Raw genomic sequence first — 23,388 nt, 5'->3', positions numbered from 1 at the left:
ATGCAATGGGAAACCGTGATCGGGCTGGAGATTCACGCACAGCTCGCGACCCAGTCGAAGATCTTTTCCGGCAGCGCGACCACCTTTGGCGCCGAGCCCAACACCCAGGCCAGCCTGATCGACCTCGGCATGCCCGGCACGCTGCCGGTGCTCAACGCCGAAGCCGTGCGCATGGCCTGCAAGTTCGGCCTGGCCATCGACGCCGTGATCGCCGACAGGAACGTCTTTGCACGCAAGAACTACTTCTATCCAGACCTGCCCAAGGGCTACCAGACCAGCCAGATGGACCACCCCATCGTCGGCAAGGGTTATCTGGACATCACCCTGGAAGACGGCACCACGCGCCGCATCGGCATCACCCGTGCCCACCTGGAAGAGGACGCCGGCAAGAGCCTGCACGAGGACTTCCAGGGCATGAGCGGCATCGACCTGAACCGTGCAGGTACGCCACTGCTTGAGATCGTCTCCGAGCCGGACATCCGCTCGGCCAAGGAAGCGGTGGCCTACGTGAAAGCCATCCACGCACTGGTGCGCTACCTCGGCATCTGCGACGGCAACATGGCCGAAGGTTCGCTGCGCTGCGACTGCAACGTCTCGGTGCGGCCGAAAGGCCAGGCCGAGTTCGGCACCCGCGCCGAGATCAAGAACGTCAACTCCTTCCGCTTCATCGAGAAGGCGATCAATCACGAAGTCCAGCGTCAGATCGAGTTGATCGAAGACGGCGGGAAAGTGGTGCAGGAAACCCGCCTGTACGATCCGAACAAGGACGAAACGCGCTCCATGCGCAGCAAGGAGGAGGCCAACGACTACCGCTACTTCCCCTGCCCCGACTTGCTGCCAGTGGTGATCGAGCAAAGTTTCCTTGGTGAAGTGCGTGCCAGTCTGCCGGAACTGCCAGTGCAGAAGCGCGAGCGTTTCGAGCGCGAGTTCGGCCTGTCCGCCTATGACGCCAATGTCCTGGCTGCCAGCCGCGAAATGGCCGATTACTTCGAAGCCGTACAGCAGGTTTGCGGCGACGCCAAGCTGTCAGCCAATTGGGTCATGGGTGAACTCTCCAGCTTGCTTAACAAGGAAGGGCTGGAGATCGAGCAGTCGCCGGTATCGGCCGAGCAACTGGGCGGCATGATCCTGCGCATCAAGGACAACACCATCAGCGGCAAGATCGCCAAGATGGTGTTCGAGGCCATGGCCGCAGGCGAAGGCAGCGCCGATGAAATCATCGAGAAGAAGGGGCTCAAGCAGGTCACCGATTCCGGCGCGATCGAGAAGATGCTGGACGAAGTACTGGCTGCCAACGCCGAGCAGGTCGAGCAATATCGGGCCAGCGACGAAGCCAAGCGCGGCAAGATGTTTGGCTTCTTTGTCGGCCAGGCCATGAAGGCCTCGAAAGGCAAGGCCAATCCCGCCCAGGTCAACCAGCTGCTCAAGAGCAAGCTGGAAGGCTGAGCAGCCGAAGCGGGCCGGCGCTCGGCCCGCTTCGATGCCTGCGCCACGTTGAACGGCTCGGCCGGTTCACGCTCAAAATCTCTGAAGCCGGGACGCAACCCTGCCACCGGCACCTGAACGTGTTCAGGAAGGAGGTTGGCTCATGCACTGCAGACTGCTATTCATACCGATCATGCTGACGGCCTCCCTGGGTTGTGCCGACCAGGAAAACGAAACGGCCGATCAAAACACCTTTACCCAACAGGGCAAGGCGTCTTATTACGCGCGCAGCTTTCACGGCGAAGAAACCGCCAACGGCGAGACGTTCAACCAGAACGCGCTGGTGGCCGCACACAAGACCCTGCCGTTTGGTACGCAGGTGCAGGTGACCAACCTGGACAATGGCAAGCAAGTGACGGTGCGCATCAATGATCGGGGCCCGTTCAAGCCCGGCCGTATCATCGACCTGTCGCGACTGGCCGCGCGCGAGATCGACCTGCTTGATGAAGGCCTGGCCCCGGTCGAGATCGAAACCATCGATTGAAGCCGGGGTATCCCATTGGAAAGGAGCCCAAATGACCCTGATGACGTTCGCCTACCTGATCGCTGGCCTGGTATTGCTGGTCGGTGGTGCAGAAGCCCTCGTTCGCGGCGCCTCCAGACTGGCCGCACGCTTTGGCATTTCACCGCTGATCATCGGGCTCACCGTGGTTGCCTTTGGCACCAGCGCACCCGAGACGGCCGTCAGTGTCCAGGCATCCCTCAACGGCAGCGGCGATATCGCCGTGGGCAACGTCATCGGCAGCAACATTGCCAATATCCTGTTGATCCTCGGTCTTTCTGCCCTCGTCGCGCCGCTGGTCGTTTCGCGCCAGCTGGTCCGCCTCGATGTCCCGGTGATGATCGGGGCCGGCCTGATGACCTTCGCGCTGGCCTGGAACGGCAGCATCAGTCGGCTCGACGGCATCGTCCTGCTGATGCTGCTGGTGCTGTATACCGCTTTCCTGGTCATCGCCAGCAAGAATGAAAAGAAGCGTGTTCAAACGGACGAATTCGCCGATGCATATGGCGTGGAAGAAGCAGCCAAACCCTTCGGCTGGCTCGTCCAACTGCTGTTGGTACTGGTCGGATTGGGCCTGCTTGTGTTTGGCTCGAACCTGCTGATCGAAGGCGCTGTGGCGCTGGCTCGCGCGCTGGGCCTGTCGGAACTGGTGATCGGCCTGACGGTGATTGCCGTCGGCACCTCCATGCCTGAGCTGGCCACTTCGCTGCTGGCTGTCTACCGCGGGGAGCGGGACATTGCCGTGGGCAACGTTGTAGGCAGCTGCATCTTCAATCTGCTGCTGGTGCTTGGTGCCGGTGCGGTGGTGTCGTCCGATGGGCTTTCAATCTCGCCGAATGCGCTGGCCTTCGATATCCCGGTCATGCTCGCGGTATTTGCAGCCTGCCTGCCAATCTTCTTTTCCGGTTATCGCATCAACCGCTGGGAGGGCACGCTGTTTTTCGGCTATTACCTGGCCTATACCCTTTACCTGGTGATGTTCTCCACTGGCTTGCCAGCGATCAGCCTGCTGCGCCATGCAATGACTTGGTACGTATTGCCCTTGACCGCCGTCACGCTTTTGGTGATCTTCCTGCGCGCCTGGAAGCACCAGCGCTGAGCGAATTCCTCCCTCTCTTGGAGCCTTATCTCCGTGTCCGCGATGACCTTTGTTTATCTGATAGCTGGCCTTGTACTTCTCGTTGCCGGTGCCGAGGTGTTGGTGCGTGGCGCTGCCAAACTCGCCGCTCAGTTCGGCATTCCGCCACTGATCATCGGTCTCACCGTGGTTGCCTTTGGCACAAGCGCACCGGAAACCGCAGTCAGTGTGCAGGCCGCTCTCAACGGCAGCGGTGACATCGCCATCGGCAACGTGCTCGGTAGCAACATCGCCAACGTTCTGTTGATCCTTGGCATGACGTCGCTGGTCGCGCCGCTGATCGTTTCCCGTCAGCTGATCCGCCTGGATGTGCCGATCATGATCGGCGCCAGCCTGGTTACCTATGCCCTGGCGTGGGACGGTGCGCTCAGCCGATTGGACGGTGCGCTGCTGTTTGCCGCCGTCGTCGGCTACACGCTGTTCCTGATCGTCAGCAGCCGACGCGCCAACGCCGCAGCAGCAGCCGACGATGAGTTCGCCAAGGAGTTCGGTCTCGACGAAACACCTAAGCCCTATGCCTCCTTGATCAATGCCGGTCTGGTTGTTGCCGGCCTCGTTCTGCTGGTAACGGGCTCGAACTTTCTAGTGGAAGGGGCCGTCTCCCTGGCGCGAGCGCTGGGCCTGTCGGAACTGGTCATCGGCCTGACGGTGATCGCCGTCGGTACCTCGCTGCCGGAGCTGGCCACCTCGATTCTTGCTGCCATACGCGGCGAAAGGGACATCGCGGTCGGCAACATTGTCGGCAGCAACATCTTCAACCTGCTCTGCGTGCTGGGCCTGGCCTCGCTGGTTTCACCCGAATCGATCGCCGTGGCTGCCAATGCCCTGGCTTTCGACTTCCCGGTCATGATCGCGGTGGCCCTGGCCTGTCTGCCGATCTTTTTCAGCGGATACACCATCAACCGCTGGGAAGGACTGCTGTTCCTCGGCTATTACGTGGCCTACACCGTGTATCTGGTGATGGTCAGCACAGGCCGCCCGTCAGCCGAGATCTTCGGTGACGCCATGATCGGCTATGCCCTGCCGCTTACTGCCGTGACGCTGGCGGTAATTGCGGCGCGCGCCTGGAAGTCGCAGCGTAGCTGAGTCGCCGGGCCGGCAGGTCAGATCCAGCCGGCCCAGCGCAGCAGGAACAGGCCGATGTTGATCGTCACCGCCGCGCCCAGGGTGGTGATCACGATGATGGTCGCGGCCAGCTGATGATTGGAATTGACGGCGCGCGCCATGACGAAGCTTGAGGCTGCCGTCGGGCAACCAAAGTACAGGAACAGGATACCCAGCTCGGCACCCCGAAACCCGCACAGCCAAGCACCCAGCGTCGCCAGGGCCGGGAACCAGACCATTTTCATCAGGCTCGAGCTCATTGCAATGCTGCTGCTTTCGCGCAAGACCGAGATCGACAGCGTACCGCCGATGCAGATCAGCGCCAGCGGCAGAGTCAGCTGAGCGAAATAGCCGCCTGATGTCATCAGCCAGTCCGGCAGCGGGATCTGCCAATAGGCGAAGGGGATCGCCGTGGTCACGGCAATGATCAGCGGGTTACGCAGAATGCTGCGGATGATCGCGCCCGCATCGGCGTGACCATCCGGGCTGTAGATGGCCAGGACCACGGCGGACAGGCTGTTGTATAGAAGGATCACCAGACCGGCCAGCACCCCGCCGAGCGAGAGCCCGTAGTCGCCATAGAGGCTGGTAGCCAGTGCCAGCCCGACCACCCCGTTATTGCCGCGAAAGGCGCCCTGCACATAGACACCGCGATCCCTCACCGGGCAACGCCAGATCGCCCAGCCCCAGGCCAGCAGGAAGCCACCCAGGGTTGCGGCAACGTAGTAGACAAGCAGGGCCGGCTGGAGCGCTGCGTTCAGATCCGCCTTTATGACTGACAGGAACAGCAGCGTCGGCATCGTCGCGTTGAACACCAGCGTCGATGCGGTGTGGATGAAGGCGTTGTCGATCCAGCCCAGCCGCATCAACGCGACACCGACAAACAGCATGACGAAAACCGGAGCGGTGACGCTCAGGGTCTGAAGTACCAGGGGGAGCATGACGAATGACCGGTGTTGGAGCTGGAAGCTGGAAGCTGGAAGCAGTCTTCTAGCCCGCGGTAATGGTGTCAAGCTGCGGATACGCTCTACGGCTCTGGCCCGAAGCCAACTGCATACCCCGGGCTCTAGCTTCTAGCTTCTAGCTTCTAGCTTCTAGCTTCTAGCTTCAGGCTTCTAGCTTCAGGCTTCTAGCTTCAGGCTTCCGGCTTCCCACCTACCTCCTGACCGGCCGCTTCTGTAATTTGCGCTGAAGGGTGCGCCGATGCATTCCCAGCGCACGGGCGGTGGCGGAAATGTTGCCGTCGTGTTCGGCGAGCACGCGCTGGATGTGCTCCCATTGCAGCCGGTCCACCGACATCGGGTTTTCCGGCACCAACGAATCCAGGTCAGCATGCTTGGACAGTAACGCAGCCAGCACATCATCCGCATCGGCCGGCTTGCACAGGTAGTTGCAGGCGCCACGCTTGATGGCCTCGACCGCCGTGGCGATGCTCGAGTAGCCGGTGAGAATCAGCACTTTCATTTCCGGATCCAGCTCCAGCAGCTTGGGCAGCAACACCAGGCCGGAATCGCCTTCCATCTTGAGGTCCAGCACGGCGTAATCCGGCAGGTCCTGCTTTGCCATTTCCAGGCCTTCTTCGGCCGATCCGGCGATGCTGACATGCAAACCACGACGACTCATGGCCCGCGCCATCACGCGGGTAAACGTCGGGTCGTCATCCACCAGCAGCAGATGGGGCTGATCTTCGCCTTCGTGCTGCAACTCTTCGGTCATGTCTGCATTCCTCGCATAGATTGTCACGTCAGTCTGTTCAGGCCCGGACCGAGCCATGGGGCAGGCGCAATTCGGTCAGGGTACCGCCATCTTCGTGATTGTAGAGTTTCACCGTACCGCCGGCACGGGTAACGCTGGCCTGGCTCAGGAACAAACCCAGGCCGAAACCCTTGCCCTTGGTGGTGATGAAGGGCCGGCCGATCTGCTCGGCGATGGCCAGCGGCACGCCAGCGCCGTGGTCACGAATGGTCAGGGTGATCCATTGGGCGTCCCAATCAAGGCGGATGTCGAGGTTGTCAGGGCTGGCGTCGGTGGCATTGTTCAGCAGATTCAGCAATGACTGGCCCAGGTCGGCCGGCGGCATCATCCGCGGTGGGCTGCCCTTGCCCAGACATTGGAATCGATAGGTCGCCTCGGGACGCATCAGGTGCCAGCGCTGCAGAACCGACTCGACCCACTCCCGCACGGTCTGCTCCTGAATCGCCTGGCGCCGGTCCGCCTCGGCCGCCCGCACCAGCTGGCGCAGACTCTCCTTGCACAACTGGACTTGCGACTGCAGCAACGCCAGGTCTTCACTCAGCTGGGGTTCCTGGTATTCCTGGCGCAACTCCTTGAGCAGCACGCTCATGGTCGCCAAGGGCGTGCCCAATTCATGCGCCGCACCCGCAGCCTGGGTCGCCACCGCCAACAGCTGTTGGTCGCGCATGCTCTCTTCACGGCGCTGGGCCTGGTATTGCTCCTGGCGCCGCAGCTGCTCGGCCATTCGTGCGACAAAGAAGGTAATCAGCGCAGCGGCCAGGGCGAAGCTCAGCCACATGCCATAGACGAGCATGGTGGTGCGATCTTCCGGCGATACGATCACCGGGTCATACCACACCAGCATCAGCGTGTAGCCCGCCAGAGCCAGGCCTGACAGCACGATGGAGTAGAGCCACGGCAGCGTGGCGGCGGCGATGGTCAGCGGAACCAGGTAGTAGGACACGAACGGGTTGGTCGAACCGCCCGAGTAGTACAGCAGCGCGCTGTGGATCAGCAGGTCGGCGCCGAGATGAACGGCATATTCCAGTTCGGTCACCGGCCAGGGGCCACGCAGCCGCAACGCCGTGCCCAGGCAGATGAGCGCCGACACCACGAGCGTGAAACCCAGGTGCATCCAGGGCAAGGCCACCAGCTGCGTCGCGTAGGCGAGTCCCACCGCACCCGCCTGGGCCGCGAGCACGAGGATGCGAATCAGCGTAAGCAGACGAAGATTCTGACGACTTGCAGACAGCAGCTGAACGGATGCGTACATGGGTTCTCCAAACGAGCCGCGAGTATAACCAAGCACTCCGAAAGGCAGCCTGTATGCGGCAACGCGACGCATGAAAAACTGCGCATCAGCACTCAAACGGCTACAGTCAGCAACGCCGCACACCGGTGCAACTCACCTAGGAGCGTTCATGTTTGTCCCAGTCTCACGCAGCATCGCGCTGATCGCCTGCATCGCCTGTTTTCCTGCCGTCGCCGACGAGCAACATTACAACCAGATATCCCTGCGCGCCGAGGCCAACAGTGAAGTGGCCCACGATCGCATGCACGTCACGCTGTATACCGAGTTTCAGGACCAGGAGCCCGGCCAGCTGGCCGCACAGACCACCCGAGCCATCAACAAGGCGCTGCGCCAGGCGCGCCAGGTCGAGGGCGTGACGGTCAGCCAGGGCAGCCGCAGCAGCTACCCGGTCCATGACGAAAAGGGCCAGCAGATCACCGCCTGGCGCGAACGTGCCGAGCTTCGCCTCGAGAGCGGGGATTTCGCCGCACTGTCCAAACTCACCGGCGAGCTGATGCAGGAACTGAAGATGGCCGGCATGCATTTCAGCGTGTCCGATCCGATTCGTCAGCAAAACGAGGACGCCTTGCTCAAGGATGCCGTCGCGGCATTCCGCGCCCGCGCGCAACTGGCGACCGAAGCGTTGGGCGGCAGCGATTACCGGATCGTCAGCCTCAACCTGAACAGCAACGGCAGCTACCAGCCGGAAATGATGCGCAGCGTGGCAATGAAAAGCATGGATGCCATGCCGACCCCGGACGTCGAAGCCGGGACCCGCCAGATCAGCATCAATGCCGAAGGTGTCATCGAGGTGCAGATGCCCTGAGTGGCTCTACAGACGGCATGGGCCAGGATGCCTCCGCCTGGGCTGGCGCCACCTTGATGGATGATCGACGGCCTTCCAGCCTGGGCCGACAACTTGCTTGCGGCTGTCCGGTCGACAGCTAACGCGAATGTATGTCTTCTGTAAATTCATAGCATTTGCGCGCGGACGCCCTTTAGAATCCTGCCGTCACTCGCCCACGACCAAGGATTAGCATGCGACTCTGGCTTGGCACGCTTCGCCAATGGCACTGGATCAGCTCCGCGCTGTGCCTGGTCGGCATGCTGCTGTTCGCCATTACCGGGATCACCCTCAACCATGCCGCACAGATCGAGGCACGGCCAGCGGTGACCGAACGCCAGGCCAAGCTTCCGGAGACGCTGCAACGCGAGCTGCTGGCAAACAGACCCGAAGCCGGTTTGCCGGACGCTCTTGGGCAATGGATCGAGGCGCAACTGGACGTCGATCTCACTGGCCGGAACCCGGAATGGTCCGACGATGAACTCTACATCGCCCTGCCCCGTCCTGGCGGGGATGCCTGGCTGAGTCTTGCACTGGATAGCGGCGAACTGCTTTACGAATCCACCGATCGCGGCTGGATCTCCTACCTCAACGACCTGCACAAGGGCCGTAACACCGGCAGCGCCTGGAGCTGGTTCATCGATATCTTCGCGGCCGCCTGCGTGGTGTTCAGCCTCACCGGCCTGTTGTTGCTGCAACGTTACGCAGCCGGTCGCCCGACAACCTGGCCGCTGGTCGGGCTGGGACTGGTCATTCCTGTACTGCTGGCGCTGCTGTTCATTCACTAAGGATCTGCGATGCGAAAATCACTGCTTCTTCCCCTCTTCCTGCTCAGCACTCCGCTGATGGCCGCCGACCTGCAAGTGTCGGTTGAGATTCCGCGTCTTCAGGTCGCCGAATACCATCGTCCCTATGTCGCGATATGGCTGGAGAAGACCGACCAGAGCCACGTGGCAGACCTGGCGGTCTGGTACGACGTGAAGATGGAGGACAAGGAAGGCGAGAAGTGGCTGAAAGACCTTCGCCAGTGGTGGCGCCGCAGCGGGCGCAGCCTCCAGCTGCCCGTGGACGGCGTCAGCGCAGCCACACGCGCCGTGGGTAGCCACACGCTGAGCTTCGACGACAGCCAGGTCCCGCTCAAGGAGCTGCCGCCTGGCGACTATCGCCTTGTGATCGAAGCGGCGCGCGAGGTCGGCGGCCGTGAACTGTTGCGCGTCCCGTTCAGCTGGCCAGCCACCGAACAGAAGATTCATCAGGCCCAGGGCGAAAGCGAGTTGGGCGCCATTTCCCTCACCCTCAATCCCTGAACCCACCTCTCTGAACCAAGGAAGCCGCGTTAATGAAACCGATGATCAAATGGACCGCACTGGCGCTGGCCGTCTGCCTGCCATTGTCTGCCCAGGCCCACCGGGCCTGGATGCTCCCGTCGGCAACCGTGTTGTCCGGCGAGGATCCCTGGGTGACTGTCGACGCAGCAGTCTCCAACGACCTGTTCTACTTCGAGCATTTCCCGATGCGTCTCAAGGGCATCGGTGTCGACAACGCACCGGCTGGCGGCCCCCAGGGCATGCGCCGCCCAGTTCCCGAGCTGCACGTGATCGCGCCGGACGGCTCGCAGCTCGAGGTCGAGAACGGCAACCTCGGACGCTACCGCACCACCTTCGACCTGCACCTCACCCAGAAAGGTACCTACAAGCTGGCCGTGGCCAATGACGGCCTATTCGCCAGCTGGAAGGAGAATGGCGAGACGCGCCGCTGGATGGGCGCTGCCGACAGCTTCGCCAAGGAAGTACCGGCCCAAGCCGAAGAGCTGAAGGTCAACCAGAACAGCAGCCGCATGGAAGTGTTCGTCACCTCCGGCAACCCGACCGAGGAGGTTCTGCAGCCCACCGGCAAGGGTCTGGAGCTTTCGCCGGTCACCCATCCCAACGATCTGTTCGCCGGCGAAGCAGCCGAGTTCGTTTTTCTGCTCGATGGCAAGCCGGCCGCCGACGTGGACGTCAGCGTGATCCCGGGTGGCAACCGCTACCGTGACGATCTCGGCGAAATAAAAGCCAGGACCGACGCCCAGGGCAAGGTCAGCATTACCTGGCCGACCCCGGGTATGTACTGGCTGGAAGCCGAGCTGAGGACCGACAAGGGCGTGAGCAAACCTGCCACCGAACGCCGTGCCAGCTATAGCGCCACTCTCGAGGTGCTGCCGCAGTAGCATGGCGAGCGCGCCGCAGCGGCGGACTCGTCGCAGCGGCGCCACCCGCCGTTTGGATAGGCCACGCATCCTGGCGCGACGGTATCGGCCCAAACCGACATCCGCTGCGCAGCCGCAACAGCCTTACGCAAACCAGACAAGCTCCACACGATAGCCACATTCCTGGAGACGGCTACCTTGGCTCGCCCATTCGCGCTCCTGCGTTATGCCCCGCTGCTGGTGTGCCTGCTGCTCGCTGCCTGGCTGTTCTGGTGGCAGCCGCCCCGGTTCGTATCGGCGGGCCTGGTGCTGATCGCATACCTTGGCGTGTGTCTGCACCTCTGGCGCAGCCAGCGCAAACACGCCCAGCCTTGCTCGGCCCCGCAGTCTGCCGAAGCCCTGCTTATCGCCTATGCCAGCCAGGGCGGGCAGGCGCGCGATCTGGCCGAACGCAGTGCTGAGCAGTTGCGCGACGCCGGCATGAGCGTGGACATCCGTGCACTCAGCAGCCTCGACCACAGGACCCTGGCCAGGCCACAGCGTGCGCTGTTCATCCTGAGCACCTACGGCGAGGGCGAAGCGCCGGACAATGCGGCTCGCTTCGAGCAACGCCTGCTGCACGATGGAATCGACCTGTCAGCCCTGGAATATGCCTTGCTGGCGCTGGGTGATCGGCAGTACAGCCATTACTGCAGCTTTGGACGACGGATCGACGCTCGCCTGCGCGAGCTGGGCGCGCGCACCCTGTTCGATCGGCTGGAAGCTGATCGCGCCGACCCCGGCACGCTGCGCCACTGGCAACACCAGCTGGCCCACATCAGCGGCCGCAGCGACTTCAGCGACTGGCAGCCGGCGCACTATCAACCCTGGACATTGCAAAGCCGCACGCTGCTCAACCCAGGCAGCCAGGGCGCACCGGTGTTTCAGCTCAGGCTTTCCCCAACCGTCAACGCCCCCCACTGGCAAGCCGGCGATATTGCCGAGATCGGACCACGCCATGCCCTGCCGGAGGTGGAACGGCTGCTCAGACAGCTCGGTATAGATCCCGCCCAACCCGTCGAGGGTGGACAATCCTTGGCGGCGGCCCTCGCCTCCAGACGCCTGCCGGAAGATCCTGCGGAACTGCACGGTGTTGACCTTGATGGACTGTTGGCGCTGCCCCGCCTTCCCCACCGGGAATATTCCATCGCATCGATTGCTGATGAAGGCCACGTGCAGCTACTGGTACGTGAAACCCGACAGCTGAACGGTCGTCTCGGTCTGGGTTCGGGCTGGCTCTGCCGGCATGCCACCATTGGTGATCCAATCGACTTGCGAATCCGTAGCAATCCCGGATTCCAGGGCCCGAATCCCACGCAGCCAATGATCCTCATCGGCAACGGCACCGGCCTGGCCGGATTGCGTGCTCATCTGCGCGAGCGCGCCGGCACACCGGGTTCGCGCAACTGGCTGTTGTACGGGGAACGCAGCGCTGCCCACGACCAGCTGCTGCGAGACGAACTTGACGCCTGGCTGCAATCGGGCCATCTGCAGCGACTCGATCTGGCCTTTTCCCGTGACCAGGCGGAGAAAGTCTATGTTCAACATCTATTGCGGGATGCGGCTGACGAATTGCGCCAGTGGGTCGAGGAAGGCGCCGCGATTTATCTGTGCGGAAGCCTCGAAGGCATGGGCCGCCAGGTGCATGAGGCTCTAGCGGACCTGCTTGGGAAAACGCAGCTGCAGGCACTGTCAGACCAAGGCCGCTACCGGCGGGACCTGTATTAGGGGCGGCGGGGCCTTTTGCGTCCGGAGCAGCTCAGAGAGCCGCTCCGGTTCGGGCCTCAATCAGAAGTGGAAGTTGGTGCTCAGCAATGCCGTGCGCCCTGCGGCCTGGCTGGCGTAGTGAGCGCCGTACGCCTTGTCGTAGTAGGTCTCGTCCGTCAGGTTTTGCACGTTCACCTGGAAATCCAGGTTCTTGTTCACCTTGTAGCTGGCCATCGCGTCGTAGCGCCAGTACGAATCGACCAGCAGGGTGTTGGCGGTGTTGCCGTACACCTCGTCGACATAGAACGCGCCACCACCGACCGCAAATTTGTCGGTCACATCGTAGGTGGTCCAGAGGCTGAAACTGTGGTTTGGCGTGTTTGCCAGCTGGTTTCCATTGTCAGGATTCGCCTGGCTCGTCACCACACCGGCACGATTCCCCACCGCTCCGCCCTCAACGAGTTCGCTGTCCAGGTAGCTGTACCCGGCGAAAACGTTCCATTTGCGCGTCAGGCGGCCAGTGGCAGTCAGCTCGTAGCCGTCCACACGCGTCTTGCCAACGTTTTCGTAGGTGAAGTTAGAGGCTAGTACCCGAGCATTGTCCTTTTCGGTGCGAAACACTGCAGCGCCTAGGGACAGGCGATTATCCAGCAGATCCCACTTGGTACCGATTTCGTAGTTGGTGGTTTCTTCCGGCTCCATGTCGCTTCGGATGCTACCGGCAGTGCCGTTGCCATTGTTCAGCGCGTTGGGCTCCGAGCCCTCCCCCAGCGTCGAGCCGGGCGGCGTGGCCGACGTCGCGTAGGAGACATAGATGCTGCCGTTCTCGACCGGCTTGTAAACCAGGCCCAGTTGGCCGGTGACGAACTCGCTGGTGTCCTCGATCCGAGTGATGCCGGTAGCCGCCGTGGTCTTGGCGCTGGTGTCGAAATAGTCGTAGCGAACGCCCATGTTCAGCAGCCACTGCTGGGTGAGTTCCAGGGTGTCGAATGCCCAGAGTGCGCGCGTATCGGCCTCGGTTTCAGTGCCGTAGTAGTTACGTGTGATGGCAGGCGTGTAAGCCTGGTTGTAGTTCGGGTTCGATAGCGAGGTGCAGTCACCCGATGCAATCAACGCAGGGGTACAGGTACCGGCACTGGTACCTGCCAGGCTGTAGCCGGAGCGATCGACATTCTCGCGGCCAAACTCGACGCCAAAGGAAAAGTTGTTCTTGAAGCCAGCGACCACGGTCTCGCCGAACAGCTCGGTCTGGTTGATGGTGCTGGTGGTGTTACTGACCCGCTGGTTCGCACGGCGGAAGACCAGGTCGTTGGCGACGTTGCCCTTGCTGTCGTCCGGCTGGCTCCAGATGTAGTCCTGCATTGAGCTGCCGTGACGAAGGGTGTTCCTGACTGTCAGGTTCTCGTTCAGGTCGTGCTCGAGGGCAATCGTCGAGGTGTCGGCGCGGCCCCTGGAGAAGTCGCGATCCTTCAGGCCGTAATAGTTGCTGCTATCGCCGCCGTCTGTAGGCTCGTCCGGGTTGGCCGAGCTGCGGTCGGCAGACAGCGTGTACGGAATGCCCGAGTCCGGAAGGTCGTCGTTTTCCATGTGGTAGTGATCAAGGAAAACGCGTGTCGGCGTGCCCAGGCCGAAAGCAAGCGAGGCCGCCATGCCCCAACGGTCGTTATTCACCGCATCGCGGCCCGCGACGTTGCTCTCGTGACTCATCAGGTTCAGACGGCCAGCCGAGGTTTCGTTGAACTGGTAGTTGCCATCGAGGGTGTAGCGCTGGGTCTGATCGGAACCCCAGGTGAAGCCGCCATCCAGCGAGTTGCCAAGGTGCGCCTTCTTGCTCACCAGGTTGATGCTGCCACCGGCCGAGTTGCGGCCTCCCATGGCAGAGTCGGAACCCTTGACCACTTCGATCGCCTCGATAGCGAAGACTTCGCGGCTCTGAGCGCCGGTGTCACGCACACCGTCGAGGTACATGCTGCTCTGCGAGTCGAAGCCGCGGATGAACGGACGGTCACCGGTGGGATTTCCGCCTTCGCCAGCACCCATGGTTATGCCCGGCACCGTGCGCAGGGCGTCCTGCAGGTTCAGCGAGTTGGTGTCCTTGAGGACCTGCTGCGGTACGACGGTGACCGAGCGAGGCGTGTCACGCAGCGGCGCGGTGTACTTGGATGACTGCGCCTGCTCGACCTTGTAGTCGCCCTCCACGGCATCACCCGTGACAGTGGTGGTGCCAAGGCTGAGCGGTTCGGACTGGTCAGCTTGCGCCAGTTGGGCCGCAGTCATACCGGTAATGGCAACGCCCACCGCAGTAGCGAGCAGGCGAGGCGACAAAGCAGGGCGATCCGAAGACAGGGTAGGCATCATTATTCTCGGTGAGGTAATCGGAGGACGCGAAATCTAGAACAAACAATAATCGATATCAATTCCGAGAGAGAGATTTTGTCGAAAAGTGGCCCTCTCCTCGCAAATGAGCGCTGAGACTCATTACCATTCCGCTTCAACCAGAACCTTCGGCACCCGACATGCTCCTGCACATCCCCGCTATCTTCCGCCCCGACGAAGTCGAACGTATACGCAGCGCGCTGGAACAAGCGCCCTGGGCCGACGGCAAGATGACTGCCGGTTACCAGTCGGCAAAAGCCAAGCACAACCTGCAATTGCCGGAAGATTCGCCACTCGCTCGAGAGATATCCGAGGCCATGCTGCAGCGTCTCTGGCAGAACCCGCAGTTCATGTCCGCTGCGCTCCCCCATAAGGTGTTTCCGCCGCTGTTCAACTGCTACGCCGAAGGGGGGTCCTTCGGTTATCACATCGACAACGCCATTCGGCAGGTAAGGAACAGCCCGGAACGCGTCCGTACCGATGTTTCCTCGACCCTCTTCTTCAGCGACCCGGACAGCTATGACGGTGGCGAATTGGTCATTCAGGACACCTACGGCACACAGCGGGTCAAGTTTGCGGCTGGCGACCTGGTGCTTTATCCGGCGACGAGCCTGCACAAGGTCGAGCCGGTCACACGCGGCGCACGCATCGCCTCGTTTTTCTGGACCCAGAGCCTGATCCGCGATGATGGACAGCGGACCCTGCTCTACGAGATGGACCAGGCCATTCAACAGCTGACCCGCGATGTACCGGACCACCCCTCGCTCATCCAGCTGACCGGCACTTATCACAACCTCCTGCGCCGCTGGGCGGACGTCTAGATGAATTACCTCCCCCGCCGTAACGAAGTCTTACCGGACCAGTTGTCCGACGTGCTGGCAGGCGAACCGCGAGAGGCCGCACGAACCATTCTCGCCGCCGCCGAAACCGGGCTGGCCGACGCCCAGGTGATGCTCGGCCAGATACTGCTGGAAGGCCGCGGCATTCAGCGCGATCCGGTGCTGGCTGTGCGCTGGTTCCGCATCGCCTGCACCCAGGGCAACGCGATGGCGCACAACATGCTCGGCCGTTGCCTGGAGCACGGCTGGGGTTGTGATCCGGATCCATCGGCCGCCGCCTGCGAATACCGCAAGGCAGCTGGACAGGGTCTCGACTGGGCCATGTACAACCTTGCCAACCTGTTCGCCACGGGCCGCGGCGTCGCGCAGGATCAGGCGCAAGCCTTGACGCTGTATCGCCAGGCGGCAGAGCTGGGCCATGCAAAGTCGATGAATCTGCTGGGCCGTTATCTGGAAGAAGGTCTGGTGGTGCCGGCCGATCCCGCCGCAGCCTTGAACTGGTATCGGCGCTCTGCCGAAGCTGGCGATTTCCGCGGCCAGTTCAGTTACGCCGCGGTGCTGATCATTCAGCAGCGGTGGGATGAGGCGCGTCACTGGCTGATCCAGGCATTGGCGACCGGACACCTGAAATTCATGCGCAAGGCGCGGGACGAGCTGCTGGCGGCACGGATCGAGCCGATTGCCGACATCGCCATGGCCTACGTCGCGCGCTGCGCCGCTATCGGCGACCAGGCCGACCGACTGCTTGCTCGCGAGATCGCCGCGACACGTCCGGACCTGCTCGAGCCAAACGCCTGAGATAGGCGAACGATAGAAACCAAAACGCCGCGAATGTCGCGGCGTTCAGCATGGCAGCACGGCTTAGATGTAATAAGCCTTCAGCGGCGGAAAGCCGTTGAATTCCACCGCGCTGTAGCTGGTGGTGTAGGCACCGGTGGAGAACCAGTACAGGCGGTCCCCGCTGGAGAGGTTCAGCGGCAGGCCATACTTGTAGTGCTCGTACATGATGTCGGCGCTGTCACAGGTCGGGCCGGCGATGACCACTTCTTCCATCTCGCCCTTCTTCTCGGTCCAGATCGGAAACTTGATGGACTCGTCCATGGTTTCGATCAGCCCGCTGAACTTGCCCACGTCGGTGAACACCCAGCGCTCGACCGCGGTGCGCGACTTGCGCGACACCAGCACCACCTCGGACACCAGCACGCCGGCATTGGCAATCAGCGAACGGCCCGGCTCGAGAATGATTTCCGGCAGCTCGTCGCCGAAGTCATCTTTCAGGAAGCGGATGATTTCGTCGGCGTAGGTGGTCAGGTCGTTGGTCTTGGCGATGTAGTTGGCCGGGAAGCCACCGCCCATGTTGATCATCTTCAGGACGATGCCGTCCTCTTCCTTCAGGCGCTCGAAGATCACCTTGACCTTGGCGATAGCGGCGTCCCAGACGTCGATGTCGCGCTGCTGAGAGCCGACGTGGAAGGACACGCCATAGGGATCCAGGCCCAGCTGCTTGGCGAGGATCAGCAGATCCAGCGCCATGTCGGTCTGGCAGCCGAACTTGCGCGACAGCGGCCAGTCGGCGGTGTTGGAACCCTCGGTGAGGATGCGCACGTAGACCTTGGAGCCCGGCGCGGCCTTGGCGATATTGCGCAGGTCGGCTTCCGAGTCGGTGGCATACATGCGCACGCCCTTCTCGTAGAAGTAGCGGATGTCCTTGGCTTTCTTGATGGTGTTGCCGTAGCTGATGCGCTCCGGGCCGACGCCGCTGGCCATCACCTTGTCCAGCTCGTAGATGGAAGCGATGTCGAAGTTCGATCCCTTGTCGCGCAACAGCTCGGTGATTTCGGTGGCCGGGTTGGCCTTGACGGCATAGTAGATCTTGGCGAACGGAAAGTTGCTGACCAGCTGGTCGTACGAATCGCTAATGATCTTGGTGTCGATGACGACGAACGGGGTTTCGCGTTCATCGGCGAACGCCTTCATCTTCTGGAAGGTTTCGCGCGGATAGTAGTCTTCGATCTTGATCGACATGCAGGGCTCCAGTTGGCGGGAACGGAAGAATGAGCGGGGGTGGCGCAAGGCCGCGAACGTCTGACAGTTTCCCCATTTTGGTTCGCCTACTTCCCAAGGCATGTCGCCGAGCATCACCGGTCCCGGTGAACCTACGAGCCATGCTCGTCGGGTTCGAAAACCGGCAACCTCTCGTCGTCAGTACTTGAGCCGGATGGATCGTTTCCAGCATGGACGTTCGGCCGCGAACTTTAGAACCACAGCTGTTCGAGATCAACGAAAAATCCGTGCTCGCTTCCTTTTTTGGATTGTCTTGGCAAACCTGTCGTATTCAAACCGACCGATATGACGCAGGGATGTTCCTCGACCGAGGCGACACGGGACCTTTCATCGCATTGCATCTGCGCGCCGCGGAGAGCCACCAGTGTTTCGGCAAGCAGAGACCGCCAGGTGACCGTCATCGGAACTGCAGCATTGCGCTATAATCGCCGGCTTTTTCCGACACGCTTTCTATACCGGGACCGCCATGACCACCCAGGCCGCCGAAGTCGCGAAGCGCCGCACCTTCGCCATCATTTCCCACCCCGACGCGGGCAAGACCACCATCACCGAAAAGCTGCTGCTGATGGGCAAGGCCATTGCGGTGGCCGGTACCGTGAAGTCGCGTAAATCCGACCGTCACGCGACCTCCGACTGGATGGAAATGGAAAAGCAGCGCGGCATCTCCATCACCACTTCGGTGATGCAGTTCCCCTACCGCGAGCACATGATCAACCTGCTCGACACCCCCGGCCACGAAGACTTCTCGGAAGACACCTACCGCACCCTGACCGCGGTGGACTCGGCACTGATGGTCCTCGACGGCGGCAAGGGCGTCGAGCCGCGCACCATCGCGCTGATGGACGTTTGCCGCCTGCGCGACACGCCCATCGTCAGCTTCATCAACAAGCTCGACCGCGACATCCGCGACCCCATCGAACTGCTGGACGAGATCGAGGCGGTGCTGAAGATCAAGGCCGCGCCGATCACCTGGCCGATCGGCTGCTACCGCGATTTCAAGGGCGTGTACCACCTCAAGGACGACTACATCATCGTCTACACGCCGGGCCACGGGCACGAGCGCACCGACGTCAAGATCATCCAGAAGCTCGACTCGGACGAGGCGCGCAAGCACATCGGCGACGAGTACGACCGCTTCGTCGAACAGCTGGAGCTGGTGCAGGGCGCCTGCCACGAGTTCGATCAGGACGAGTTTCTCAGCGGTCAGCTGACCCCGGTGTTCTTCGGCACCGCGCTTGGCAATTTCGGTGTCGATCATGTGCTCGACGCCGTGGTCGACTGGGCACCGCGCCCGCTGCCGCGCGCCGCCAACGAGCGTGTGGTCGAGCCGGTCGAGGACAAGTTCACCGGCTTCGTATTCAAGATCCAGGCGAACATGGACCCCAAGCACCGCGACCGCATCGCCTTCATGCGCATCTGCTCGGGCAAGTACGAAAAGGGCATGAAGCTGCGCCATGCGCGCATCGGCAAGGACATCCGCATCGCCGACGCCCTGACCTTCTTCTCCAGCGAACGTGAGCAGCTGGAAGAAGCCTGGGCCGGCGACATCATCGGCCTGCACAATCACGGCACCATCCAGATCGGCGACACCTTTACCGAGGGCGAGAACCTGGGCTTCACCGGCATCCCGCACTTCGCGCCGGAACTGTTCCGCCGTGTGCGCCTGAAGGACCCGCTGAAATCCAAGCAGCTGCGTCAGGGCCTGCAGGAACTGGCCGAGGAAGGCGCCACCCAGGTGTTCTTCCCCGAGCGCAACAACGACATCATCCTCGGCGCGGTCGGCGTGCTGCAGTTCGACGTCGTCGCCAGCCGGCTGAAGGAGGAATACAAGGTCGAGTGCGCGTACGAGGCGATCAACGTCTGGTCGGCGCGCTGGATCGAATGCGACAACGAGAAGAAGCTCAAGGAATTTTCCGACAAGGCCTACGAGAACCTGGCGCTAGACGGCGGCGGCCACCTCACCTACCTGGCACCGACACGGGTCAACCTGAGCCTCATGGAAGAGCGCTGGCCGGACGTGAAATTCCGCGCGACACGCGAACATCACTAGCCATCTTCCCGCAGAAATAAGCCTGCGCGTGACCACCGGGTTTGCCCTCGGTGTTCACCCGCAGGCCGCTACATGCCAAAGCTCCCAACAGCAGACATCGCGAGTCACGCGCCTGTGAGAGTCGCCCACAGACGCGCTATTTCAGCTCCTGCTTGACCCCATCGGCCTGCGCCGCACTTTCGCCATCATTCATCGATTTGCGAAAGCCGCTGATGGCGCCGCCCAGATCAGCACCGAGACCGCGCAGGCGCTTGGTGCCGAACAGCATGACCACGATCAGCAGAACGATCAGAAGTTGCCAGATGCTGATACCCATCATTTCAATTACCTCATCGAGTTGTAGGTTGCGGTCTAGTGACCGGCGTGAGCCTGTTGATGACCGGACATGTCGTGGGACATGCCAGACGTTTGCTGGAGCACTGACTGATCGACTTCATCGAAACGCAACACCCGGCCGCCGTGCTTGACCGCCAGCGCCTTGGCCGCGGACTCGTCGGCAAAGGTTGCCAGCACCGCGCCCATCGCGCCCTTGAGGCTCGTACCGGCGACATAGTAGGCAGTTGTTGCGTCGATCAGGTAGTGGTCGTCGGGTTGCTCCCAAGTGCTACGCCCCATGTCATGGACGTAGAGTTTGACATCAAGCATGCGATTCTCTGGCTGCAGCCACCAGCCAAGCAGTTCGGCGGTGGAGCAGAATTTTTTCGCTCCTTCCTTTCCTACCGCCTGGCCCTTGGGCCCGGGAAAATCGGTGATCGCCATGCCGCACACATGGCACTCGTCGCTGGCGTGAAAGGCCACCGGTTCCAATAGCTGCTCGGGCTGCTCCGCTTCGTTGCAACCGGCCAGGCCAAGCACAAGGACGGCAACCAATGCCCGCGAAGCCCGAATGTATAGCGCATTCATCATGACAGTTCCTTTAACAGATCAGGCGAGCCGACGGCGGAACACGCCATAGGCCAGCAACAGGGAAACGGCGACCCACAGCAGCAGGCACATCCAGAGCACCGGCACCGGCACCGGCAGCTCGCTGCCCAGCGAGAGCACACCCATGGCGCCCGCACCCTCGAACCCCGACAGGTTGACCAGCCGGTAGATATCAGCCGGGTTGAGCAGCAGCAGCCAGGGCAACAGTTCAGGGCTGAACTTCCCCTCACTGAGCACCAGCAGCGCCAGCAAGACGAGATCGAACACCAGTACGAAAAGAAACCAGACCCCAAGCGCAAGGCCGGCCGCGCTGGATTTCTCACTGACCTTGCTGCTCAGCACATAAGCCAGGGCGAGGAACACCCAGCCGAGCAAGGTCGAGGAGATCATGAAGCGGCCAAAGGCCCAGAGCAGCAGGCCGAGCTCGATATCCTCCACCAGCACGGCGATGGCCAGCATCGCGCAGCCGAAGCCGATCAGCACTGCCAGCGCCAGGATCAGCCCGTGGCCGACGAATTTGCCCAGCAGGATCTGCCCGCGTCCCAGCGGGTAGGTCAGCAGCAGCATCAGGGTGCCGCCCTCGTCCTCACCGACAATGGCGTCATAGGCCAGCAGCAACGCGATCAGCGGCATCAGGAAGGTGGCCAGGCTCGCCAGGCTGGCGATGGTCGCCGGAATAGAGGTAAAGCCAAGCTGTCCGGATGCCGCGGCGCCTAGCCAGGCAATGCCCACCGCCAGCACGGCGAACAACAGGCTGATGGCCAGCAACCAGCGGTTGCGCAGGCCGTCACTGAATTCCTTGCGAGCAATATTCCAGATCTGGTTCATGGCGTGCCCTCCGCCGCGCGGACGTCACCGGCGCGCTGCATGTAATAGCGATACAGGTCTTCCAGCGAGGGCTGGTGAATCTCGATGTCATCCGGCTCGCCCTCGCCCAGCAACTCACGCAGCAGCGGCAGCTTATGCCCATTGATGGCCGACACCTCGACGCTGCGTTCACCCAGCGAACGCGCGCTATGGCCCGCAGCGTCCCAACGCTGCAACCAGCCGGCGCTGTCGCCGATGCCACTGGCGCGGATGCGCGTCGGCAGCCCCGCCTCGACGCGCAGTTGCGCCAGGCTGCCCACCGCCTGTAGCCGCCCCTTGGCGAGGATTGCCGCCCGATTGATATGCGCCTCGACGCCGGGCAGCACATGCGAGCAGAGGATGACGCTGGTACCGCGTTGGCGCATCCGGTCGATCAGCTGATAGAGGTCGCCGGTGGCGATGGGGTCAAGCCCCACGGTAGGCTCGTCGAGCAACAGCAGGCGCGGATCGCCGAGCAGCGCCTGAGCCAGGCCGAGGCGCTGACGCATGCCCTTGGAGTAGGTCTTCACCCGGCGCTCAGCCGCGTGGGCCAGGCCCACCTGCTCCAGCAATTCGTCCACCTGCTGCACTGCCGCGCCTTTCAGCCGAGCGAAGTGCCGCAGCGTCTCGCGGCCGCTGAGCTGTGGATAGAAGGTCACGTTCTCCGGCAGGTAACCGAGCTGACGGCGTACCTCAGGGTCGGCGGGCTGACGGCCCAGCACGCGCACCCGACCTTCGCTCGGCGCGAGCAGGCCGAGAATCAACTTCATGCTGGTGGTCTTGCCGGCGCCGTTATGGCCGAACAGGCCCAGCACCTCGCCTTCACCCAGCTTCAGGTCTAGATCGTGGAGTACGGTCATGCTGCCGTAACGCTGGTTCACGCCCTGGATTTCGACAGCGCTCATGGCGTTGGCTCCTGCGTTTTGCTTATCGATGGTTTGGCTGACGGCTTCATCAGCGGGTGGCTGTCCTGCACGCCGGGCGACTTGATGACCGGAAAGGCCCGTTGAACCCAGCGCAACACCTCGATGCTCGGACTGTTCATCAACAGCCTTACCTGTGGATAGAGCCATAGCAGCCGGTCAACGTTGTCGTTTGGCTCATACGCCACATCGCCCAGGCCGTCGCTATTGCGATCCCAGCCAAGGTAGTCGCTCCAATAGTTGCCACGACCATCTATCGACCACTCCTGGGTGCGGTTGGCGACGTACTTGACCTGCTGCCTGTTGTCGATGAAGGCGTTGCCCGCGATGCGGTTGTCTTCCGAGCCAGCGGTCAGGTGAATGCCCAGCGCGCTTTTCTCGAAACGGTTGCCCTCGATGGTGTTGAACAGGGAGTTGTAGATGAACAGCGCCTTGCCCTCGGCACCCGAGATCATGCTGTCGCCGGTCGAGCCGCTGCGCACGTCGCTGACCAGGTTGTCGCGGATGGTCGAGTAGGTGATGTAGTTCATCAGGATGCCGTAGTTCTCATCCCCTTCGGAGCGGTTGCCGATAACCTCCAGCTTGCGGCTCTGCATCAGCGCATAACCGGTGCGGGTGCGGCGGGTGACGTTGCCGACCACGCTATTGTCGTTGGCGAACATGTAGTGCACCCCGTAACGCAGGTCCTCCAGCACGTTGCCTTCGATGTGATTGCCGTTGGAAGTATCGATGTAGATGCCGTCGCGGGTGTTGCGCACCTGGTTGTCGATGATGCGCGCGCCACTCACGGCGTAGAGATGGATGCCGTTGCCGCGGTCCTGGGAACGAATGCTCGTGTCGCCTTCGATCCTGTTGCCGATCAGGCTCACCTCTTTGGAGCCGTCGACCCAGACGCCGAAACCGGCGCCACGCAGCTGGTTGTCGCGAATCACCACGCGCTGCGCCTTCGGCTGGATAAAGATGGCGGCGTTCATCGCGGTGAGATCGCGCCCCCAGTCGAGCACTGTGCAGCCCTCGACCGTGACATCCGACGCCTCGATCAACAGACCATTGCCCTCGCCCTGCGCCTGCAACACGGCGCCGGGCTCGCAGATCAGCTGCATGGGCTGGTCGATGCTGAACTGGCCGGTGTATTCGCCGGCAGGCAGGCGCCAGCGGTTGCCCTCTTCCGCCTCGAGCGGCAGGGTCGAAATGGATTGCGGGGCCGCCATGACCACCCCGCAGAACAGGGCCAGCAGCAGCGCTGCCAGCGGTTGAAACCTTGATATCGCCTGAGATCTGAGCACTGCGTTGTTCCTCTTCAGCTTCCAGGCAGGTGAAAGGCGGGAGCGATC

Annotated in this window: 22 protein-coding genes; 12 read left to right on the top strand and 10 right to left on the bottom strand. The window is 62.2% G+C overall.

The window, feature by feature from the left end; translation table 11 throughout:
- The 4 genes from gatB to AC4LFW_RS01115 all read left to right on the top strand — a co-directional run bounded on the left by gatB (position 1) and on the right by AC4LFW_RS01115 (position 4,211).
- On the top strand, positions 1 to 1,446 hold the full coding sequence (gatB, locus tag AC4LFW_RS01130) for an Asp-tRNA(Asn)/Glu-tRNA(Gln) amidotransferase subunit GatB (RefSeq protein ID WP_491817054.1): 1,446 nt from the start codon (positions 1 to 3) through the stop codon (positions 1,444 to 1,446).
- Positions 1,447 to 1,588: 142 nt separating this feature from the next.
- Positions 1,589 to 1,969 carry a septal ring lytic transglycosylase RlpA family protein gene (locus tag AC4LFW_RS01125; protein WP_491817052.1) on the top strand — a complete coding sequence of 127 codons (381 nt, stop codon included), beginning with the start codon at positions 1,589 to 1,591 and terminating at the stop codon, positions 1,967 to 1,969.
- Between the two features lie 31 nt (positions 1,970 to 2,000).
- On the top strand, positions 2,001 to 3,086 hold the full coding sequence (locus AC4LFW_RS01120) for a calcium/sodium antiporter (protein ID WP_491817051.1): 1,086 nt from the start codon (positions 2,001 to 2,003) through the stop codon (positions 3,084 to 3,086).
- Between the two features lie 33 nt (positions 3,087 to 3,119).
- Positions 3,120 to 4,211, top strand: coding sequence for a calcium/sodium antiporter (locus tag AC4LFW_RS01115; RefSeq protein ID WP_491817050.1), 1,092 nt, complete (start codon positions 3,120 to 3,122; stop codon positions 4,209 to 4,211).
- Between the two features lie 17 nt (positions 4,212 to 4,228).
- Here AC4LFW_RS01115 and AC4LFW_RS01110 read toward each other — a convergent pair whose 3' ends face one another.
- From AC4LFW_RS01110 to AC4LFW_RS01100, 3 genes are all read right to left on the bottom strand, one after another.
- A complete protein-coding gene (locus AC4LFW_RS01110) occupies positions 4,229 to 5,170 on the bottom strand; it encodes an AEC family transporter (protein WP_491817048.1) in 942 nt (313 codons plus the stop codon).
- Between the two features lie 214 nt (positions 5,171 to 5,384).
- Positions 5,385 to 5,945 (bottom strand): response regulator transcription factor, encoded by a 561-nt coding sequence (locus AC4LFW_RS01105; RefSeq protein WP_437422675.1) that lies wholly within the window; start codon positions 5,943 to 5,945, stop codon positions 5,385 to 5,387.
- Between the two features lie 37 nt (positions 5,946 to 5,982).
- Entirely contained in the window at positions 5,983 to 7,236 is a 1,254-nt protein-coding gene (locus AC4LFW_RS01100) for an ATP-binding protein (RefSeq protein WP_491817045.1), read from the bottom strand.
- A 148-nt stretch (positions 7,237 to 7,384) separates the two neighbouring features.
- Here AC4LFW_RS01100 and AC4LFW_RS01095 point away from each other — a divergent pair, with 148 nt between their 5' ends.
- The 5 genes from AC4LFW_RS01095 to AC4LFW_RS01075 all read left to right on the top strand — a co-directional run bounded on the left by AC4LFW_RS01095 (position 7,385) and on the right by AC4LFW_RS01075 (position 12,053).
- Positions 7,385 to 8,080, top strand: a complete 696-nt coding sequence (locus AC4LFW_RS01095; RefSeq protein ID WP_491817043.1) for an SIMPL domain-containing protein — start codon at positions 7,385 to 7,387, stop codon at positions 8,078 to 8,080.
- Positions 8,081 to 8,292: 212 nt separating this feature from the next.
- A complete protein-coding gene (locus AC4LFW_RS01090; RefSeq protein ID WP_491817042.1) occupies positions 8,293 to 8,886 on the top strand; it encodes a PepSY-associated TM helix domain-containing protein in 594 nt (197 codons plus the stop codon).
- Positions 8,887 to 8,895: 9 nt separating this feature from the next.
- Positions 8,896 to 9,405 carry a DUF2271 domain-containing protein gene (locus AC4LFW_RS01085; RefSeq protein ID WP_491817040.1) on the top strand — a complete coding sequence of 170 codons (510 nt, stop codon included), beginning with the start codon at positions 8,896 to 8,898 and terminating at the stop codon, positions 9,403 to 9,405.
- Positions 9,406 to 9,437: 32 nt separating this feature from the next.
- Positions 9,438 to 10,307, top strand: a complete 870-nt coding sequence (locus tag AC4LFW_RS01080; RefSeq protein WP_491817038.1) for a DUF4198 domain-containing protein — start codon at positions 9,438 to 9,440, stop codon at positions 10,305 to 10,307.
- Between the two features lie 177 nt (positions 10,308 to 10,484).
- A complete protein-coding gene (locus tag AC4LFW_RS01075) occupies positions 10,485 to 12,053 on the top strand; it encodes a sulfite reductase subunit alpha (protein ID WP_491817036.1) in 1,569 nt (522 codons plus the stop codon).
- Positions 12,054 to 12,113: 60 nt separating this feature from the next.
- Here AC4LFW_RS01075 and AC4LFW_RS01070 read toward each other — a convergent pair whose 3' ends face one another.
- Positions 12,114 to 14,387, bottom strand: a complete 2,274-nt coding sequence (locus AC4LFW_RS01070) for a TonB-dependent receptor (protein WP_491817034.1) — start codon at positions 14,385 to 14,387, stop codon at positions 12,114 to 12,116.
- Positions 14,388 to 14,548: 161 nt separating this feature from the next.
- Between AC4LFW_RS01070 and AC4LFW_RS01065 the strand changes: the two genes are divergently transcribed.
- Positions 14,549 to 15,229, top strand: coding sequence for a Fe2+-dependent dioxygenase (locus AC4LFW_RS01065; RefSeq protein WP_491817033.1), 681 nt, complete (start codon positions 14,549 to 14,551; stop codon positions 15,227 to 15,229).
- Positions 15,230 to 16,045, top strand: a complete 816-nt coding sequence (locus tag AC4LFW_RS01060; protein ID WP_491817031.1) for a tetratricopeptide repeat protein — start codon at positions 15,230 to 15,232, stop codon at positions 16,043 to 16,045.
- 63 nt (positions 16,046 to 16,108) lie between these two features.
- Here the strand turns inward: AC4LFW_RS01060 and AC4LFW_RS01055 are convergent, their stop codons facing one another.
- Positions 16,109 to 17,272 carry a type III PLP-dependent enzyme gene (locus tag AC4LFW_RS01055; RefSeq protein WP_491817029.1) on the bottom strand — a complete coding sequence of 388 codons (1,164 nt, stop codon included), beginning with the start codon at positions 17,270 to 17,272 and terminating at the stop codon, positions 16,109 to 16,111.
- A 505-nt stretch (positions 17,273 to 17,777) separates the two neighbouring features.
- Between AC4LFW_RS01055 and AC4LFW_RS01050 the strand changes: the two genes are divergently transcribed.
- Positions 17,778 to 19,361, top strand: coding sequence for a peptide chain release factor 3 (locus AC4LFW_RS01050; RefSeq protein WP_491817027.1), 1,584 nt, complete (start codon positions 17,778 to 17,780; stop codon positions 19,359 to 19,361).
- 136 nt (positions 19,362 to 19,497) lie between these two features.
- On the opposite strand, the gene tatA is transcribed toward AC4LFW_RS01050, so the two are convergent.
- The 5 genes from tatA to AC4LFW_RS01025 are packed head-to-tail and all read right to left on the bottom strand — an operon-like array spanning position 19,498 to position 23,340.
- The gene (tatA, locus tag AC4LFW_RS01045; RefSeq protein ID WP_491820083.1) at positions 19,498 to 19,677 is read right to left on the bottom strand and encodes a twin-arginine translocase TatA/TatE family subunit; all 180 of its coding nucleotides are present in this window, start codon (positions 19,675 to 19,677) and stop codon (positions 19,498 to 19,500) included.
- A gap of 35 nt (positions 19,678 to 19,712) precedes the next feature.
- Positions 19,713 to 20,264, bottom strand: a complete 552-nt coding sequence (locus tag AC4LFW_RS01040; RefSeq protein WP_491820082.1) for a nitrous oxide reductase accessory protein NosL — start codon at positions 20,262 to 20,264, stop codon at positions 19,713 to 19,715.
- Between the two features lie 21 nt (positions 20,265 to 20,285).
- Positions 20,286 to 21,113 carry an ABC transporter permease gene (locus AC4LFW_RS01035; RefSeq protein WP_491817025.1) on the bottom strand — a complete coding sequence of 276 codons (828 nt, stop codon included), beginning with the start codon at positions 21,111 to 21,113 and terminating at the stop codon, positions 20,286 to 20,288.
- A complete protein-coding gene (locus AC4LFW_RS01030; protein ID WP_491817024.1) occupies positions 21,110 to 22,036 on the bottom strand; it encodes an ABC transporter ATP-binding protein in 927 nt (308 codons plus the stop codon). Before AC4LFW_RS01030 ends, AC4LFW_RS01035 begins: the two co-directional genes overlap by 4 nt.
- Positions 22,033 to 23,340, bottom strand: coding sequence for a nitrous oxide reductase family maturation protein NosD (locus AC4LFW_RS01025; protein ID WP_491817022.1), 1,308 nt, complete (start codon positions 23,338 to 23,340; stop codon positions 22,033 to 22,035). The genes AC4LFW_RS01030 and AC4LFW_RS01025 overlap by 4 nt, the downstream gene beginning before the upstream one ends.
- Positions 23,341 to 23,388 lie beyond the last annotated feature (48 nt).

The sequence above is a fragment of the Stutzerimonas sp. C6.4V genome (assembly GCF_058536345.1).
The sequence above is the reverse complement of the archived record's forward strand: the minus strand, read 5'-3'. Positions and strand labels throughout refer to the sequence as shown.